The 17,701-nt window shown below is 64.1% G+C and carries 15 protein-coding genes; 4 read left to right on the forward strand and 11 right to left on the reverse strand.

The features are described from left to right. Positions 1–136 precede the first annotated feature (136 nt). The gene (locus ABWK72_RS07405) at positions 137–691 is read left to right on the forward strand and encodes a TIGR00645 family protein (RefSeq protein WP_367874150.1); all 555 of its coding nucleotides are present in this window, start codon (positions 137–139) and stop codon (positions 689–691) included. A 199-nt stretch (positions 692–890) separates the two neighbouring features. Here the strand turns inward: ABWK72_RS07405 and ABWK72_RS07410 are convergent, their stop codons facing one another. Then, positions 891–1,523, reverse strand: a complete 633-nt coding sequence (locus ABWK72_RS07410) for a response regulator (protein ID WP_367874151.1) — start codon at positions 1,521–1,523, stop codon at positions 891–893. Then, entirely contained in the window at positions 1,520–4,633 is a 3,114-nt protein-coding gene (locus ABWK72_RS07415) for an ATP-binding protein (RefSeq protein ID WP_367874152.1), read from the reverse strand. The genes ABWK72_RS07410 and ABWK72_RS07415 overlap by 4 nt, the downstream gene beginning before the upstream one ends. Before the next feature lie 222 nt (positions 4,634–4,855). Here ABWK72_RS07415 and ABWK72_RS07420 point away from each other — a divergent pair, with 222 nt between their 5' ends. Beyond that, on the forward strand, positions 4,856–7,309 hold the full coding sequence (locus ABWK72_RS07420; protein ID WP_367874153.1) for a hypothetical protein: 2,454 nt from the start codon (positions 4,856–4,858) through the stop codon (positions 7,307–7,309). 373 nt (positions 7,310–7,682) lie between these two features. Here ABWK72_RS07420 and ABWK72_RS07425 read toward each other — a convergent pair whose 3' ends face one another. Beyond that, positions 7,683–8,420, reverse strand: coding sequence for an SDR family oxidoreductase (locus tag ABWK72_RS07425; RefSeq protein ID WP_367874154.1), 738 nt, complete (start codon positions 8,418–8,420; stop codon positions 7,683–7,685). Positions 8,421–8,584: 164 nt separating this feature from the next. On the opposite strand from ABWK72_RS07425, the gene ABWK72_RS07430 reads away from it, so the two are divergent. Beyond that, a complete protein-coding gene (locus ABWK72_RS07430) occupies positions 8,585–9,520 on the forward strand; it encodes an AraC family transcriptional regulator (RefSeq protein ID WP_367874155.1) in 936 nt (311 codons plus the stop codon). Positions 9,521–9,627: 107 nt separating this feature from the next. Here the strand turns inward: ABWK72_RS07430 and truB are convergent, their stop codons facing one another. Both truB and ABWK72_RS07440 read right to left on the reverse strand, forming a co-directional pair. After that, entirely contained in the window at positions 9,628–10,362 is a 735-nt protein-coding gene (gene truB, locus ABWK72_RS07435) for a tRNA pseudouridine(55) synthase TruB (protein ID WP_367874156.1), read from the reverse strand. Positions 10,363–10,395: 33 nt separating this feature from the next. Further along, a complete protein-coding gene (locus ABWK72_RS07440) occupies positions 10,396–11,379 on the reverse strand; it encodes a bifunctional oligoribonuclease/PAP phosphatase NrnA (RefSeq protein ID WP_367874157.1) in 984 nt (327 codons plus the stop codon). A gap of 162 nt (positions 11,380–11,541) precedes the next feature. Here ABWK72_RS07440 and ABWK72_RS07445 point away from each other — a divergent pair, with 162 nt between their 5' ends. Beyond that, on the forward strand, positions 11,542–12,939 hold the full coding sequence (locus ABWK72_RS07445) for a hypothetical protein (protein WP_367874158.1): 1,398 nt from the start codon (positions 11,542–11,544) through the stop codon (positions 12,937–12,939). Here ABWK72_RS07445 and cobA read toward each other — a convergent pair. From cobA to ABWK72_RS07475, 6 genes are read right to left on the reverse strand one after another with little or no spacing between them, the layout of a single operon-like run. After that, positions 12,936–14,450 carry a uroporphyrinogen-III C-methyltransferase gene (gene cobA / locus ABWK72_RS07450; RefSeq protein ID WP_367874159.1) on the reverse strand — a complete coding sequence of 505 codons (1,515 nt, stop codon included), beginning with the start codon at positions 14,448–14,450 and terminating at the stop codon, positions 12,936–12,938. The two genes, ABWK72_RS07445 and cobA, sit on opposite strands and share 4 nt — an antisense overlap. Next, complete coding sequence (gene hemC, locus ABWK72_RS07455) at positions 14,447–15,382, reverse strand: hydroxymethylbilane synthase (RefSeq protein ID WP_367874160.1); 936 nt, start codon at positions 15,380–15,382, stop codon at positions 14,447–14,449. The genes cobA and hemC overlap by 4 nt, the downstream gene beginning before the upstream one ends. Then, positions 15,379–16,383, reverse strand: a complete 1,005-nt coding sequence (gene hemA / locus ABWK72_RS07460) for a glutamyl-tRNA reductase (protein WP_367874161.1) — start codon at positions 16,381–16,383, stop codon at positions 15,379–15,381. Before hemA ends, hemC begins: the two co-directional genes overlap by 4 nt. Beyond that, on the reverse strand, positions 16,384–17,148 hold the full coding sequence (gene ccsA, locus ABWK72_RS07465) for a cytochrome c biogenesis protein CcsA (protein ID WP_367874162.1): 765 nt from the start codon (positions 17,146–17,148) through the stop codon (positions 16,384–16,386). 43 nt (positions 17,149–17,191) lie between these two features. Then, positions 17,192–17,425, reverse strand: a complete 234-nt coding sequence (locus ABWK72_RS07470; protein WP_367874163.1) for a type II toxin-antitoxin system RelE/ParE family toxin — start codon at positions 17,423–17,425, stop codon at positions 17,192–17,194. A gap of 16 nt (positions 17,426–17,441) precedes the next feature. Continuing rightward, positions 17,442–17,648: an anti-toxin gene (locus tag ABWK72_RS07475; protein WP_367874164.1), complete on the reverse strand. Its 207-nt coding sequence runs from the start codon at positions 17,646–17,648 to the stop codon at positions 17,442–17,444. Positions 17,649–17,701 lie beyond the last annotated feature (53 nt).

Below are 17,701 nucleotides of genomic sequence, written 5' to 3' on the forward strand. Positions count from 1 at the left end.
TGGGACCATTCTGCGGGCCGGAGGCTCCGCGCTCCCGGCGGTGGAGCCGTCCGTTCATTCCCCGGCCTGTCCCCAATTGGAAGATCCACCCGCCTTTCCAATTGCCTCTAACCGGCCGACTGCGCCACAGGACGGGATGGATTCTCTTCCCGACAAGCCTGTCGCCGAGCGCGGCAGCCTCTTCCCCGGCCATCGCACCCTTGGCAATTTCATCTTCCTGAGCCGCTGGCTGCAGGCACCGCTCTACCTCGGTCTGATCGTGGCGCAGTGCGTCTACGTCTACCACTTCCTGATCGAGCTCTGGCACCTGGTCGGATCCGCCAATCAAATCGACGAGACCAAGATCATGCTGACCGTGCTGGGGCTGATCGACGTGGTGATGATCGCGAACCTGCTGATCATGGTGATCGTCGGCGGTTACGAGACCTTCGTCTCGCGCCTGAATCTCGACAAGCATCCGGACCAGCCCGAGTGGCTGTCCCACGTGAATGCCGGCGTGCTCAAGGTGAAGCTCGCCACCGCCCTGATCGGGATCTCCTCCATCCACTTGCTCAAGACCTTCATCGAGGCGGAGCGAATGAAGGGAGAGGTGATGATGTGGCAGGTGTTCATCCACTTGGCCTTCGTGCTCTCGGCGCTGCTGCTGGCGTATATCGACCGGCTGACGAACATGTCGTCGCAGAAGCATTGATTGACGCGTCAGCGCCTGGGAGCGCGGAGGCACTGCCCCGCAGAAGCAGCCCGGGATGCCGTGGGCAAGCCGCGGTCGTTATGGGTAGTGCCGTCGCTTTGCTGCCCGCCTTCTCGTGCCAACTCACCGGGGGACCATTCTGCGGGCCGGTGGCTCCGCGCTCCCAGGGGAAGAGCCGTCCGTGAGGGGTTTGCCCGCCCTACTTCGGGCCCCGCAGCTTCAGCGCTGCTTCGGTCCGTGTCCGCACGTGGAGCTTCGCGTAGATCCGCTTGAGGTGCCAGCGCACGGCCTCGACCGTCACGCCGAGGCGGTCGGCGATCTCCTTGTTGATGAAGCCTTCGGCGACGAGTTCGAGGACTTCCCGCTCGCGGACGGTGAGGTTCTCCACTTCCTCCGCGGCGGCCGATTGATCGCGGAAATGCAGGATGACCTTGCGGGCGATCTCGCCGCTCATCGGCGCGCCGCCCTGCTGGACATCGCGGATCGCGGCGATGACCTGGTCGGGAGCGGCGCGCTTCAGGAGATAGCCGGAGGCCCCGTTGCGCAAGGCGCTGAAGATGCGGTCCGGGTCTTCGTAGACCGTGACCATGATGATCTGCACTTCCGGCAGCAGCTTCTTCAAGCGGGCCGCGCATTCGATGCCCGACATGCCGGGAAGCTGGATGTCCATCAGCACCACCTCCGGTGCGTGCTTGGGCAGTTGCACCAGCGCCTTCTCCGCGGTGTCGCAGACGCAGACGCAGCGGAAGTCCGGCGAAAGGTCGATGATGGTGGCCAGCCCTTCGCGGGTGGTCTTGCTGTCTTCGACGATGCCGATCTTGGTCATGCTCATGGGGTCTTCCTTTCGAGTGGCAGGCTGAATTCGACGACGGTGCCGCCGCCGGGATTGCTCGTAACCCGGCAACTGCCGCCGAGCTTTTCCATTCTTTCCTTCATCCCGACAAGCCCGTCGCTACCCGGCGCGGCGGTGGCGGGATCCAGGCCGCGGCCATCGTCGGCGAGCGAGACCTTCAGGATGCGGTCCTCGACACCGATGGCCAGCCGCACCTCGCGGGCCTGCGAGTGGCGGACGATGTTGTTGAGCGCTTCCTTGAAGGCGAGGAAGATATCATGGCGGACGTGGGAATCCAGCGGATGTTCCGCGACCGACTCCGCGATCTGGAGCCGGCAATTGATCCCGACCAAGCCGAGGAAGCGCTGCGCGAAGAGCGAGAAGTATCCGGCAAGGTCCGCCACCGAATCGTAGCGCGGATTGACCGCCCACACGATCTCGTCCAGCCCCGTGACGAGCGCCTGGCAAACCTCCGCGAGCTGGTCGAGGTAGCCCGCCTTCTTCTCCGCCGGCACGCCGGGGTTCTTCACCAGCGAGGTCAGGATGCCGGCCTCGGTCAGGCCGGAGCCGAGCTCATCGTGCAGGTCCTGCGCGACCCGGGTGCGCTCCATCTCCATGGCGTGATAGCGTTCGGCGGTCTGGCGTTCCTCGATCTCCGCGGCGAGCTGCTTGCCGCGCTGGGCGACGGTGCGGCGCAGCAGCAGGACCCACATCAGCGCGAGCAGGAGCCCGCCGGAAAGGATCGCGATGGCGAAGATGGTGTGGCGCAGGGTCCACCACGGGCCGCGCTGCAGGATGACGAAATCCTCGGGGCTGTTCAGCAGCAGTTCGAAGGGTTCCGCGGTGGCGGCGGGCCTGCCGGACACCGCGCTGGCGTAGGTCCCGACCAGTCTCAACAAGCTGCCGCGCTCGATCGGCTTCACCTCTCCCTCCGGCGCGACAAGGCGCGCCACGAAGCGCTGGTCTCCGGCCTGCATTTCCAGCACGCGCTCGTCCAGGCGCAGCGTGTCGCTGAGCAAGGTCGCCTCCACGCTCACGCGGGTCGCGTCGAGCCTGGGATTCAAAAGGTCGGTGCTCGGCACGGCCTTCGGCTCCGGCAGCGCGGCACCTCCGGTCCGCCGCACCTGGGCCTCCATCAGCACCGGCGATGGTCCGCCGAGGCGCGGGAAGCCGGTCGCCTCCACCCGGTCCCCGGCCCGCAGCGGGACCCCCTCGCTGCCGACGATCCGGAAGCCGCGCGCATCATCGGAGAGGAAATACTCCGGCGGCCGCGCGTTCAGCACCACGCCGGTCACCTTCACCCGCTTGAAGACATTGGGATGAGAAGTGAAGAGCAACAGATCGGAAGCGCGGATCGGCTCCGCCGCGAAGGGATCCTCGGGTGCCGGCTCGTCCACGGACATCGTTGCATTGCCGAGTTGGCAGATGCCTGCATTCACCCGCCCGCTGTTGTCCCAATTCGCGGTGAAGACGCCGCGGATGCGGACCACGCTGCCGGGTAGCGCCCTGAGCTCGGCCTCGCTCAAGGCGTGGGTCGGCAGCGGGTAGGAGAGAATGTCGCGAATCAGTACCCGGCCGTCCCGCGTCAGCAGCACCATCTGGGAAAGGCTCGCCGAAACGACCACCCCTTCGATCTCCACCAGTTCGGCATCCATGCTGCCGCTGGCGATCTGTTCCCAAGTCGGGCGCGCCGCTTCGGGCATCGGCGCGCTGCCCAGGTAGCGGGCGCGCTCGCCATAGAGCATGGGTGAGAAGTCGCCGGGATCGGTCTTCCCCTCGATCTCCCAGAGTTCCCCGGGTCGCGGCTGGGTTTCACCGCCCGCTGCCGAATAGATCACGAAGACGCCCCCGCTCGTGTCCTCGAGCACCACCACGTTCTGCGAGGACATGGTGACCACGCCGCGGATCTGCGCCCGCAGCCCCTTGCGCGCCTCCTCCGGTTGCAGGCGGCGGACTTGCCCGGCGCGCGTCAGCAGCTCCGCTTGGCCCGACCGATCACCGGTCAATGCCAGGCCCGGGCCATCGATGACAAGAATCCCCTCCGCCCGCCCCACCCCCTGCACCTTCACATGACGGTGCAGCAATTCCTGCGGGTCCAAATCCTTGCGATCCAGCACGGTGATGTGGAAGGAGTCATCCCGCCCGGTGACGTCGAGTTCAAGCCGCCCTTCCACCCCGCCTGCAAAGGTCACCGTGCCCTCCGCGCCGACCCAGGCACCGCTGCCGGGCGGGACCGCCGCGCTCCACGGCTTGACCTCCGGCATGATCTCTTCCGCAGACGGCAGCGAGATTTCGATATGCGGCTTCCCGAGGTAGAGACGTGCGCCATCGTCCGAGCTGAGATGGAAGGTGTAGAGGCCGGTTTCCGGGATCCGCAATTCCCCGGCGAAGCTCAGCCCCACTTGATTCGGCCGCGGACGCACGCGGATGTCGAGATCCGCGACGACTCCGGCGGAGACCGCTTCCAAGCCGTCGATATCGGCGATATCGAGCCACCAATCCTGCAGATAGACCTCGTAGCGGAGCCCCGGCTGCGGCGTTCCGGTCTCAGCATCGTAGAAGAAAGAAGAAGCGGGCACCTCGCTGCGGGTGATGCCGGGCCCTTCGTACTCGAGTCCCAGTTCGGCGAGGTTGAGGCCGTTGAACCATTCGACCCGCAGCGGTTGCAGGCCCGCCTCCAGATGGATCGATGCGCTCCGCTTGATCGTCGCATGATGCCCGTCGATCTCGATCAGCGGCCCGCTATCAAGCCGGATCGCGAAGCGGCTGCGGAACAGCGTGCTGCGCCTGCCTTCGATCGTGATCACCTTCCCCGCGGAGATCTGCGGCGACAGGCGGGGACACTCTAACAGGAAGGTGCCGGACTTGTCCTGCAGGGCCAGCATCCGGCGGTCGGCACTCACCGCGCAGACCCTGCCTTCCAGGCGGAAGTCCGCGTTTTCCCGGCCATCCTTCGCCACCGAGTCGCTGAAGCGGGCGAGGGTCAGCAGGGGCAGCTCCGCGTCATCGGCACGCAGCGGAGCGGCACTGCACGCGATCAGGGCACAGCCCGCCGCAAGCGCCCGGCGCAAGAGAAGTGTGAGGCCCGGGGTCTGGTCGCTCGCTGGCATGGGTTTCTGGCAACCACCGCGTTCCAGCATACCCGGACCTGCGTGGGAAAGGAAATCGAATGCGAATCGCGCGGCAGGCGCGGTGGGGGGATTTCTACCTCCTCGGGTAGTGGTCAGAATCGGAAAAGGTCCATACGCTGCACAGTTATTCCCGGGATACCAGAGGCGCTTAACCCCGATGCCTCTGCCGGGGGTGAAACCCATAGTGACCCCGTCACGACCATGAAAGAAACCCAACCCAAGACAAGGAACCTCCGTCGGCAGATTTTCGCTGCCATCCACTTCACGATCCCCCTCTGTGCCGGCCTCGCTTCGGCCACGGACTTCCCGATTGGTGTCAATTTCTCGGAAGACCCGGCCTATCTGCTCGGTGCCGCGGAAACTGCCGGAGCCCCGGGCTTCGAGCATACCAATTGGAACAACCGCGGCCGCTGGGGCAACCCGGGAACCCTGAGCGACAACACCGGCACCGCCACCGCGGTGACCATGAAGTGGGATGCCACCGCCCTCTGGGTCACCGACGCGACTCCGGCACTCGGCGGCAACCACAAGCTCATGAAGGGCTACCTCGACTCGAACGGGGCCGCGATCACGGCTCCTTTCGACGGCATCTTCGGCGCCAGCGATGACAAGCCACAGATGCTGCTGACCGGCATGGACACCTGGATGGCCGCGAAGGGCCTCACTTCCTACAGCGTGGTGATCTATTCCGACGGCGACGATGGCACCGGCAACCGCGCGACCAAGGTCTGGCTGGCGGCGACCAATCCCGCGAGTCCCGTCAACGGCGATCCCGGCCTCGGTGGCGATCTCACCGGCCGCGTCGAGATGATCGACAATTCGAACTGGGGGGCCAATCCCGTCTTCACCCGCGTGATCGGGACCTCCGCTCCCGGGAATTACACCGTCTTCAGCGGCCTCACCGCGCCTTCCTTCTACATCCGTGTGGATGAGGCGGGCAATAATCCGGCCCGCGCCCCGATCAATGCCATCCAGATCGTCGGCACCGACGTGAGTTCGATCGTGGATACCGATACCGACGGCCTGCCCGACACTTGGGAAACCAACTACGGCCTGGATCCAAACGACAACGGCACCACCGATATCAAGAACGGTCCCGCCGGCGATCCCGACAACGATACCGTCCTCAATATCGACGAATACAACGGCGGGGTGGACAGCACCAGCCCGATCAGCATCGACAGCGACGCCGACGGCCTGCTGGACGACGAGGAGCTGGTCTTGGGAACCAATGGCTCGAAGATCGATACCGACCTCGACGGTCTTCCCGACGGCTGGGAAGTGACGCATTCCCTCAACCCGCTGGACGATGGCAGCGTGAACGTCGCCAACGGGGCCGATGGCGATCCCGACATCGACCTCTCGCCGAACCTCGCCGAATTCACCCGCAAGACCGATCCGCAGGATGCCGACTCGGATGACGATACGATTCCCGATGGCGCGGAAGACCTGGCCGGCACCTGGGGCGGCACGGGGGCCCGCGGCACCAACCCGCTCAATCCGGACAGCGACTATGACGGCATCCCCGACAACCTCGAAAATCCCGAGGACACCTACGCGGCCGGAGTGACCCCGGCCTCGAACCCGAACTCCGCCGATACCGATGGCGATGGAGTCACCGATCGCTGGGAATTCCTGCTCGGCACCGATCCCACCCAAGCCGGATCGGTGCAGACTCAGGTGGCGGTAACCAACCCCAGCTTCGAGCTCCCCGCCACGGCCACCTTCCAGCAGGGCGTGCCGGATAACTGGACCCTGGTGAATGCTCCGGCGCTGGCGGACAGCTTCGTGGAAAACATCGCCTCGATCGGCATGACCGGCGGCGCGGGCACCCAGTTGCTGGGGCTTGAGGAAATCAACGGCTACATCCAGCAGGACACCGGCGTGCCCTTCGCCGCGAATACGACCTACCTCGTCGATCTCGCGGGTGGAGTCCGCGCCGGCTACGCGACCGGCATCGTGGAGTTCGGGCTCTTCTCCAGCACCGCCATCGGCACGGACCTGCCCGTCATTCCCGGGAAGATGAACCTGAACAGCATCCTGCCCGCCTCCGGCAGCCCGGATGCGGACAACGTCATCAACAAGCTGCGCGATGCGAGCGTCGTTTCCACCATCGGCTTCGGCACCCTTGGCCAGGCTTATGCACTGGTCACGGGCAGCACCCCGCCCGCCGGAAACATCGTCGCCTTCGTCCGCCACAAGACCGGCGGCCGGGTGCTAATCGATAACCTGCGGATCATCGCCGTGCCGAACAGCCTGGACTCCGACAGCGACAACCTGCCGGACGCTTGGGAACTGGCCAATCGCCTCGATCCCAAGAGCGGCACCGGTGCCAATGGCGCCGACGGTGATCCGGACGGAGACGAGTTCACCAATGCCCAAGAATTGGCAGCGGGCACCAATCCCAGCGACAGCAGCAGCTTCCCGGTGACCGCAGAAGTCACGGTGACTTCCAGCGGCTTCAATGGCGCGGCCTTCGAACTCTCCGCGATCAACCTGGTCCCGGCCAAGAGCTACCGCCTGATGCGCAGCACCACGCTGGGCAATGACTTCGCCATCGTCGGCGCGCCTGTCACCGGAGTGGCGACGCAGATCTTCAGCGATCCGGCCCCGCCGCCGACCAAAGCCTTCTATCGGGTAGAAGAAGTTCCCTGAAATGGGAACGGGTAATGAGCGGCCATCCCGGAAGGGATGGCCGCTTTTTTGTGGGCTTGCAGCCGCGCAGCGGCCTTGGAGCGCTGCGGCTCGCCGCAGCCTTCGGCAGGCAGCTTGCTGCCGTGAAGGACGCTGAGGGCTGGTCAACGCGATGGCTCTTCCGCTGGGAGCGCGGAGCCACCGGCCCGCAGAAGCATCCCTTGCTGCCGGATATCTCACGCGGGGTGTATAGGTAGCGCCGTTGCCTTGCTGCAGACTCTCCTCGCTCTCGTCGCCGCTTGGACCGTTCTGCGGGCCGGTGGCTCCGCGCTCCCAGCGGTAGAGCCGTCCTTCTAACACAACCGAAGATGGGGCCGATGCGCCCGCCCTCCATTCAATACGCACTCGCCGTCGGCCGCACGATCACCTCGCTCACATCAACATCCTCCGGCTGGTCGATCGCGAAGGAAATCGCGCGGGCGATCGCATCCGCAGGGATGGCGACTTCGCGGAAGCTGTCCATCGCCTTGGCCGCGCCTTCATCGGTGATGGTGTGGGCCAGTTCCGAGGTGGTCACGCCGGGCGAGATCACCGTCACGCGGATGTCGGTGTTCTCCTGGCGCAGGCCTTCCGAGATCGCGATCACCGCATACTTCGTGGCGCAATAAACCGCCGCCGTGGGAAAAGTGGCATGGCCACCGATCGAGGAGACATTGATCACCTGCCCGGAGCCCTGCTTCTTCATCACCGGCAGCGCGGCGGCGATGCCGTGCAGGACGCCGCGGATGTTCACGTCGATCATCTGGTTCCACTCGTCGACCTTGAGCGCTTCCAGCGGGGAGAGCGGCATGAGGCCGGCGTTGTTCACGATGACATCGATGCGACCGAACTTCTCCAGCGCGACTCCGGCGAAGGCGCGGACGTCTTCGAGGTCGGTCACGTCGAGCGAGGTGAATTCCACCGTGCCGCCCTCGGCATTGAGTTGCGCGGCCAGCGCTTCGAGCCGGTCGGTGCGGCGCGCGCCGATGACCAGGCGGTGGCCCTTGCGGGCAAGCAGGCGGGCGGCGGCTTCGCCGATGCCGCTGCTGGCGCCGGTGATCAGGATGACTTTGGATGGAGTGTCGGAGTTCATTTTTTCGGTTGGTTTGGAGGAGCGCGTGCACCGCGTTTCCATGTTTCAACCGTATCCAGCGGCAGGGCTTCGCGATAGACCCGATGGCCCGGAATCATTGCCTGATTCTACGGATGGGCGGATTCATGTTGCCGGATCCCCCGATTGCATTGCCTATTCCTCGCATGAGCACGAGCCGCAGCCGAAATCTTCCAGAACCCATCGCACCGCCGCGGGCCACCCGCCTGGTCGATCTGTTAGGAGGCTTGGCGCAGGGCGAAGGCTACACTCCCTCCCGGCTACCGGGGGTGAAGTTCATGCGCTCGAGCTTGCCGATCGTCCGCACCAAAGTCTCTTACGACCCCAGCATCGTGATCATCGCGCAGGGCCGCAAGCTCGGCTATCTGGGCGACCAGATGTTCCGCTACGATGCGAACCACTACCTGGTGCTCTCGGTGCCTTTGCCTTTCGAATGCGAGACCCTGGCCTCGCCGGACGGGCCTCTGTTAGGCATCTCCATCGGCGTCACGCCGGCGGTGGTCGCGGAGATCATGATGGAGATGGAGAAGGCTCCGCCGATCCCGATGGGCAAGCCGCAGGCGATCCGCGCCAACCCGCTCGACGACCGCCTCTACGATGCTGTGCTGCGCCTCGTCGAGACCCTCGGCAGCAGCGATGACGCGCGCATCCTCGGTCCGCAGATCGTGCGCGAGATCCTCTACCGCGTGCTCTGCCATGAGGAAGCCGGGACCCTGCGCGCCCTGGCCGCGCCGCACACCCACTTCGGCCAGATCAGCCGCGCCCTGCACCGCATGCACATCGAGTACGCGACGCCGATGGACATGGCCACGCTGGCCAGCGAGGCGGGCATGAGCGTCTCGACCTTCCACGCGCACTTCAAGGCGGTGACCAGTTCCCCGCCCCTGCAGTATTTGAAGAGCATCCGCCTGCACAAGGCGCGCCTGCTGATGGTGAACCAAGGCGAGACCGCCGGCAGCGCTTCACGCCTGGTCGGCTACGAAAGCGCCTCGCAGTTCAACCGAGAGTTCAAGCGCTTCTTCGGTGACACCCCGGCGGCGGTGGCGGAGGAGATGCGGAGGAATCTGATCAATCTGGCGTGAAGTAGCGCGGGACTCCGTCCCGCGGATAGGGACGGTTGGACCCGGGGTGGGATGTCGATTCTCCCCGAGGGTGGACGCCAGCAATCGCGGCTCGCAGAGCCGCGCTACTATGCTCCCCGCATCAGCGAGATCTCCGCCAGGCTCACCAAGCTCCGCCACAGATCTTCCCGCGGCGCATTCTTGAGCTGATCGACCGTCACGGCCCGCTCCAGCGTGAAGCGCCCGGAACGCGTGCGCCGCAGCGCGCTGAGATGCGCCCCGCAACCGAGCTTCGCGCCGATGTCGTGCGCGTAGGTGCGGACGTAGAAGCCCTTCGAGCAATTCACCACGAAGTCCACCTCGGGCAGCTCGATACGACGAACCTCGTACTTCATGACCGTGACCGGGCGCAGGGCGCGTTCGACCTCCTGACCCTTGCGCGCCAGCTTGTAGAGCGGCACGCCGTCCTTCTTGATCGCGGAAACCATCGGCGGAAGCTGTTCGAAGGCCCCGGTGAAGGAAGCGAAGGCTGCATCGATCTCCGCGGGAGTGAAGGCGGCGACCTCCTTCTCCTCCAGCACCTCGCCCTGGCGGTCCTGCGTGGAAGTCGTCTTGCCGAGCGTGAGCGTGCCCTCGTATTCCTTTTCCTCGCTCATCAGCAGGTCCTGGATCTTGGTTGCGCGCTCGATCACCAGCATCAGCAGGCCGGTGGCCATCGGATCGAGGGTGCCGCAGTGGCCGATTTTCTTGGTGCCCAGGGCGCGGCGGGCGATGGCGACCACGTTGTGCGAGGTCATGTCGGGAGCCTTGTCTACCAGCAGGACGCCGCTGGCAACGGGAGGCCCGGAATTCGGTCGGTTCATGTATGGAAAGCGAAGAGCAGAGAGCGGAAAAGTTTAATGAGCAGGCATCGCGCGGGTCACCGCATCGAGCACGCGCTGCTTGGCCTCGGCCATGGGGCCGGCCATGCGGATGCCGGCCGCCAGGGCATGGCCGCCGCCGCCGAATTGGCCGCAGATCTCGCTGGCATCCACGCGAGGGTCCTTCGAGCGCATCGAGATCCGGATCTTGCCGTCGGGCAGCTCCTCGAAGAAGAGTGCGACGGTCACGCCCTGGATCCCGCGGATCATGTCGATCAGGCCCTCGCTGTCCTCCGGCTTCACGCCGAGTTCATCGCGGGTCGCCATGGTCAGTTCCCAGTACGCGATGCGCCCGTTGGGAGTCATCTCCAGGGTATTGAGCAGCGCGCGGGTGAGCTGCACGCGGCGATAAGGATGGCTGTCGTAGGTCTGCGAATTGATGCGCCCCACATCGAGCCCGCGGCGGATCAAGTCGGCCGCCATCAGGTAGGTGTCCGCCGTGGTCGAGGGATACTGGAAGGAACCGGTATCGGTGGAGACCGCCACGTAGATCGCATCGCGCGAGGCATCCGGCAGCGGCAGGTTCAGCGCGGTGATCAGCTTGTAGAGAATCTCGCCGGTCGCCGGGCTGCTGGAGTCGATGTGGTTCACATCGCCGTAGGCCGGGTTCGACTTGTGGTGGTCGATGTTGATCCAGACCTTCGCCTTCGAAGCGGCGTGCAGGGAGGCCTCGCCGAGGCGCGGCTTGGTCGCGGTGTCGAGCGCGATCGCCACTTCCACATCGAGCGGCTCGGCGGGCGGCAGTTCGATGCGGTCCGAGCCGGGCAGGAAGGCGAGGTTGTCCGGCAGGCCGTCGTCATTGATCATGCGCACGCGGTTGCCCGCGGCTTCCAAGGCGAAACCAAGCGCCAGCTGCGAACCGATGGCATCGCCATCCGGTCGCACGTGGCTCATGATCACGAAGGAATCGTAACGCGCGAAAATTTCGCCGATCTGCTGGTAGCTCGCGTTCCCTGGCATAATGCGTCAAACCCGTCGTCCGCGGGGGGCGGCGATTCTTGCGAGGAAACGGGGCCGTGCAAGGACAAAGGCATCCTTTCCCTAGCTTCGATTGCACTGGGGCGATATTCACTTGGAGGCATCTCACCCTCAGGATAAGACGCATACAGATCTGCCCATCCCATGAGTTCCGATGCCGATACCCGCTCCACCGTGCTTGTTCTGGGTGATTTCGCCCACGAAGGCCTCTCTGCAAAAATCGAGAGCCAAGGGTACGTTGTCATAAATAAGCGATTTCGTTCCTCGGCCAAAAACTGGCTCAAAATTGCCGACCTGATTCGAGATCTGAAGAAGGAAAATCGGCTCGCATTAATCTTCGGGTACATTCCAACCCCTACTCTTTTGCTCATCGCGGATGGAGAGTATGACGGCGTGAGAGAAGACCTTTTTGCTGAGTTGACGACCGCTCACACCATCTTTTTTGTATACGAACAAAATCTGGAGGGCACCATCGAGCCTCTACCTTGGGAATTATCAGACCTAGATCTCGAAGATCTCATGGACGCTGACGAGATCTCCAATCAGGTTCTTACCGGCGAGACGCTCGATGCACGAAAAGGTTGGCTGAGGGAAAATGAAGCTCTGGTCAAAAGAGCTCTCGCAATTTTAGATCACTGGGCGGAACTAGGCATCGAGGTGCTCCCCTTCAAGAAGAGAAGCGATGTCACAATCCGGATGTTCGAAGCTATCGAAGATGTCCAAGCAGGCGTTTTTCTCCGCCTTTATGTTCCACATGGTCGTTATCAGAGTGAACAACTGGAGGACTTCCTGACACTTTTCACCCGCTACTTAAGAAACGTCGAGGGCAAAGAATTCTCGATTGACCAACAGCGCACCAGCAGAGGAACAACCTATGTCTTCAAAGGTCGGGGCGACGCTGCAAGCGTCGAAGATCTTCAGAGGGCAACAGAAAGATTCGATAATTTCCTTATCCTGACAGAAAACGAGCCCGAGGCGGCAGAACGATTACTCGCTCATTCCGGCGCGCCGAAGGGAGATGTAGCTTTCATCGTGGCAAAATTCGCTCGTTCCTTTCGAAGACTCAGGCTCGAGGTGAAACACGACTTCCAGCGGCGGCACCTTTCTTTGAAACAGGAAATGGAAGCTGAGCTGCTAGATGCAACTGAAGGGATCCTCTTGCCTGTCCCTTCCGAGACTCACTTGTCGACGCTTTTCAGTGTAGTAGGGAACTCCGCTCCAGTTACGATAAATCTCACCGCTGGAGCTATATCTCAAAACGCGAAGGCCTCAATTGGCTCCATCATCAATGGCGGCATCGACTACACCGAAGAGGACGGTAGTATCCTCGCATTGATAGCAGAGATTAAGGATGACGTCGTCGCCCTGCAGCTGCGATCGGATCTTGATCGACTGAAGGATCCCGCCACTTCACCCGAGGAGCAACGAACCGCCGTCCAGAAGCTAAAAGGATTTCTCTACAAGGTGGGACGGAAGGTTGATCATGTAGCCACCGAAGTGCTGGTGGCCTACTTGAATTCTCAGATCTCACCTTCTTCTTAGCTAGACTTCCCCGCCCACACCCGCACCGCTTCAATCAGCCCCGGGATATCGTGCACCTTCGCCTCGAAAGCCGGCTTTACCCCCGCCTTCCTCAAGGCCTCGCTGGTCACCGGACCGATGCTCCCCGCGGCGCACTTCTTCGGCCAGGGCAGGCCGAGCTTGAAGAAATTCTCCACCGTGGAGGCCGAGGTGAAGGTCACCAGATCCGCGCCCTCTTCCTTGAAGCGGGCCGCGGCACCGGTCGGATCTTCCGTCTCCGGGACCGTCTTGTAGGCGATGCACTCGTCCACGATCGCACCCTGCTTGACCAGCCCGTCGTAGATCACATCGCGCGCTTCCTGGGCGCGCACCCAGAGGATCGTCAGGTTCTCGATCGAATCGGCCTTGAATGCTTCCACCAGTCCCTCCGCCACGTATTTCTCCGGGATCAGGTCGACGGTGAAGCGGTATTCCTTCAGCTTCTGCGCCGTCCCTTGGCCGATCACCGCGATCCGCGGGTTTCCCAAACTACGGGCATCGGCGTAGGTCGCGAAGAAGGCATCGAAAAACTTCTCCACGCCGTTCGGACTGGAGAAGACCAACCAGTCATACTCGTGCGCATGCGTCACGCCTTCGGCAAAGCCCACGCGGTCGTCCGGATACTCGATCCGGATCGTCGGCAGTTCGACGACATCCGCGCCCAGTTCGGCGAGGCCGCTGCTCAGGGCTCCCGCCTGCTCGCGGGTGCGCGTCACCACGATCTTCTTCCCGAACAGAGGCTTCGTCTCGAACCAATTGATCTTCTCCCGCTCCGTCACCACCCCGCCGATCACCGCGACCGCCGGCGACCCGAAGTCCGCCTTCTCCGCGATGTCCGCCATGGTGGCGAGCGTGCCGGTGATCGTCTTCTGCGATCCGGTCGTCGCCCAGCGCGTCAGCGCCATCGGCGTCGCCGCATCGGCACCGCCCGCGATCAACGCGCTGGTGATCTCGCGCAAGCGGGCCACGCCCATCACGAAAACCTTGGTCCCCGGCGTCTTCGCCAAGTGCGCGTAGTCGATCGAGCTCTCGCCCTTGGTCGGATCCTCGTGACCCGTGAAAATCGTAAGCTGCGAGCAATGGTCGCGATGGGTCACGGGAATCCCCGCGTAGGCCGGGCCGCCGATGGTCGAGCTGATGCCCGGCACGATCTCGAAGGCCACGCCCGCCGCCGCCAGCTCCGCCGCTTCCTCCCCGCCGCGGCCGAAGATCATCGGATCGCCGCCCTTGAGCCGCACCACCGTCTTGCCCGCGCGCGTCTTCCCGACGATCAGCGCGTTGATCTCGTCCTGGGTCAGCGTGTGATCCTTCGCCCGCTTGCCGGCATTGATCTTCTCACAGCCCTTCTTCGCCCAGCCGAGGATGACCGGACTACTAAGGGCATCGTAGACCAGCACGTCGGCGCGCTCGACCACTTCCTTCCCGCGCAGGGTGATCAGACCGGGATCGCCGGGACCGGCGCCTACGAGATAGCAAATGCCGGGAGTAATCATGCCAGGGAATCGAAAAGTTGCCGCGCCACGGCCAGGGGTTCCTTGCCGCTGGCGCTCGCACGGGCGGGCTCGCCACCTTCATCCGGGAAGACGCGCGCGTCCATCTTCAAGACCTCGCCATCGTGCGAGGTATAGACCCCGATCGGCGTGCTGCAGCCGCCTTCCAACAAACGCAGGAACTCCCGCTCCGCCAGCACCCGCGCGAAGGTCAGGCTATCGCGGATCCCCGCGACCAGCAGGCCCGCCGCCTTGTCACCGGTGCGGACTTCGAGGCCGATCGCCCCCTGCCCTGCCGCCGGGAAAAACTGGTCTTCCGGCAGCGGCGTGAAATTCAGCGTCGTCCCGCTGATCACCGCCGGCTTCGCCATGCGATATCCGAGCCGCACCAAGCCGGCCTCCGCCAGCAGCAGCGCATCGAACAAGCCATCCGCGAGCTTCTTCAAGCGCGTCGGCACATTGCCACGGATATCGACGATGCGCAGGTCCGGCCGCAGCCACTCGAGCTGGCGGGCGCGGCGCACGCTGCTGGTGCCCACCACCGAGCCCGCAGGCAGCCCGTCGAGACCACCGGCGGTCTTCGTGATCAGCACATCGCGGACCGGCGCGCGCGGCAGCACGCCCGCGATTTCAAACCCGGCATCAATCACCGTCGGCACATCCTTGAGCGAATGCACCGCGATATCGATCGTTCCCGCCTTCAGGGCTTCCTCCAGCTCCTTGGTGAAGATCCCCTTGTCGGTGCCCTCCGCCTTCGCGACCTCGGCCAGCGGCACGTCCGAGCGACGGTCGCCGGTGGTGCGGATCACTTGCCGCGATAGCCGCAGCTCGGGAAAAGCGAGGGACAGCGCGCGTTCGACGGCGGCGGCTTGCACCAGCGCGAGATCACTCCCGCGGGTGCCGATGACGGTGTGTTGGACTTCTTCTTCGCTCACGTGCCAGGCAGGTTCAGCTTGCTCAATTCTTCGTCGATGATCCGGTCGCACTCGATGATCTGCTTCTCGCGTCGGGTGCGGGCCTCTCCGGCCAGTTGTTCGAGCGTGTCGATGTCGTAGAGATAGACCTCCTCGATCGCGCCGCAGGCGGGATCAATGTCGCGCGGCACGGCGATGTCGATCAGGAACAGCGGCCGGAACTTCCGCACCCGCCGCACCGACTCGATGTGATGCGGCAGCACCACCGGATGCGGCGCACTGGTCGAGGAGATCACCACGTCCACCCCGGCGAGCACCGGCGCCCATTCGTCGAAGTGCACCGCACGTCCGCCGATCTCCTCCGCGAGCAGCACCGCCTTGTCGTAGGACCGGTTCGTCACGAAGACGGTCGATGCGCCGCGCGAAAGGAGCGCCTGCGCGGTCTGGCGGCTCATCTCGCCCGCGCCGATCACGATCACGCGGCAACCGGCCAGCTTCCCGAAAATTTTCTCCGCCAGCTCGACCGCGGCCCCGGCCACCGAGGTCGCGCCCTCTTGGATCCGGGTGTCCGTCCGGACCCGCTTGCCGATCCCGAAGGCCCGCTGGAAGACCCGGTTCAGGGTCCCGGAAGTCGCCCCGGCATCGAGCGCCTGGCGGTAGGCATCCTTCGCCTGGCCGAAGATCTCGGTCTCGCCCAGCACCATCGAGTCGAGCCCGCTGACCACCCGGCACAGGTGCTTGGCCGCTTGGATTCGGTGGTGCTCATACCAATGCGGATTCGAGTCCGCGCCATGCTCGGCGGAAAGGCGGCGGCGGAGTTCCACCGCGGCCTGCTCGGCCTGCTCCCCGGCGATGTAGAATTCGGTGCGGTTGCAGGTCGAAAGGACGACGCTTTCCTCCAGCCCGGCGATGCCCAACAGTTCCTTGGCCGAGGCCCCGAGCTTCCCCGCAGGCACGGCGAAGCGCTCGCGCACTTCCACGGGCGCGGTTCGGTGATTCAGGCCGACACAGACGAGTTCCATTCAGACTAGGGCAAAAACCGAAAGCGAACCCACAAACAAGAGGACGGCAACCACTGCGAACTTACGGCCGGTCAGGCCCCGAACTTGCCGCACCCCCAATAACACGGCGTAGCCGATCCACACCCCGCAGGCGGCGATCAGGTGGGCAGTGCCGCCCTGCCGCGGCATCATGAAGCCCGCCACCACCCCGATGCTTAGCAAAATCACGCCGATCCAGAGCAGCCGGACCACCGATTTCAGAAGCTCCCGCACCGGTGGCAGATTGCGGAAAAGCCCGGATTGCAGGTGGTGGTCCTTCAATTGCCGGTCCAGCACCAGGAACATCACCCCCGCCACCGCCGCCAGCGCCAGCGCGCCGTAGGACAGCACCGACATCGCCGCGTGGGTCTCGCGCCACGGATCGGTCGCCGGAATCCGGATCGGATGGGCATCCCACACCCCCGGCAGCAGCGCCAGGATCTGGATAATCGTCACCAGCGGTGCCGTAAAAACCCCCAGTAGCGAAAGCCGGTAGGCCGGCCCCACCGCCAGGTAGAAAAGCGTCAACGACCACGCCAGGAAGGCCATGATCTCGCCGATCCCCGTCAACGGGCAAGCCCCCCGCGCCTGACCGCGCACATAGAGGAAGCCCATCTGCGCCGCGAAGGCCGCAATCATCCAGATCACCGTCCAGCGGCTGCGCGTTCCTTGATGGACGGACAGCATACCGGTAATCCCGCCCGCGGCAGCGAGGGCGGTCGCAGCGATGAGAAACCAGCGGTCCACGCCCCTCCCTTGGCGCTCAATTGCCGTGTGCGCAAGCCCTCAATCAATCGTAGACGTCCCGCCGGTGGCCGACTTTGAGGACCAAGATGACCAATTGGCTGTCATGAACCGAGCAGATCGCTCGGTAGTCTGCGATTCGGTAGCGCCAAAGCCCGGCAAGCGGCCCCTTCAATGCTTTTCCGACGGAACGTGGGTCAGCACCTTCAACGAGCCGCTCGTCGAAGTAATTCACAATAAGCCGCTGCGCCTGAGGTCCCAATTTCTTGAGTTCTTTCAACGCACGGGCATCGAATCTATAAGCCCAGCTCACGCTTTGCTTCCTCGGCAGAGAAGGTTGGGCCCGGATTCTGGAGGCGCTCCAAGGCCTCATACTCGTCCTCTAAATCCTCGATATGTTCCAGAATGGCCTCCTTCGCATGGAAGTCCTTCGTCTGGCCGCTTTTCTCCGCCAGAAGCGCCAGCCGGCGTTCAATGTCCGGATCTAGGTCGATTGCGATCACGAGGGCAGGATATCAGCAATCGCACGCCATGGCAATCCACCCGCGAATTTCGA

The organism is Luteolibacter sp. Populi (assembly GCF_040801775.1).
Lineage (GTDB): Bacteria > Verrucomicrobiota > Verrucomicrobiia > Verrucomicrobiales > Akkermansiaceae > Haloferula.

What these genes read in the sequence shown, in the direction of transcription:
- ABWK72_RS07410 (WP_367874151.1), bottom strand. Translation starts at nt 1,523, where the DNA reads ATGAGCATGACCAAGATCGGCATCGTCGAAGACAGCAAGACCACCCGC.
- ABWK72_RS07440 (WP_367874157.1), bottom strand. Translation starts at nt 11,379, where the DNA reads ATGCCAGGGAACGCGAGCTACCAGCAGATCGGCGAAATTTTCGCGCGT.
- cobA (WP_367874159.1), bottom strand. Translation starts at nt 14,450, where the DNA reads ATGATTACTCCCGGCATTTGCTATCTCGTAGGCGCCGGTCCCGGCGAT.
- ABWK72_RS07425 (WP_367874154.1), bottom strand. Translation starts at nt 8,420, where the DNA reads ATGAACTCCGACACTCCATCCAAAGTCATCCTGATCACCGGCGCCAGC.
- ABWK72_RS07415 (WP_367874152.1), bottom strand. Translation starts at nt 4,633, where the DNA reads ATGCCAGCGAGCGACCAGACCCCGGGCCTCACACTTCTCTTGCGCCGG.
- ABWK72_RS07430 (WP_367874155.1), top strand. Translation starts at nt 8,585, where the DNA reads ATGAGCACGAGCCGCAGCCGAAATCTTCCAGAACCCATCGCACCGCCG.
- ABWK72_RS07445 (WP_367874158.1), top strand. Translation starts at nt 11,542, where the DNA reads ATGAGTTCCGATGCCGATACCCGCTCCACCGTGCTTGTTCTGGGTGAT.
- hemA (WP_367874161.1), bottom strand. Translation starts at nt 16,383, where the DNA reads ATGGAACTCGTCTGTGTCGGCCTGAATCACCGAACCGCGCCCGTGGAA.
- ABWK72_RS07420 (WP_367874153.1), top strand. Translation starts at nt 4,856, where the DNA reads ATGAAAGAAACCCAACCCAAGACAAGGAACCTCCGTCGGCAGATTTTC.
- truB (WP_367874156.1), bottom strand. Translation starts at nt 10,362, where the DNA reads ATGAACCGACCGAATTCCGGGCCTCCCGTTGCCAGCGGCGTCCTGCTG.
- ABWK72_RS07405 (WP_367874150.1), top strand. Translation starts at nt 137, where the DNA reads ATGGATTCTCTTCCCGACAAGCCTGTCGCCGAGCGCGGCAGCCTCTTC.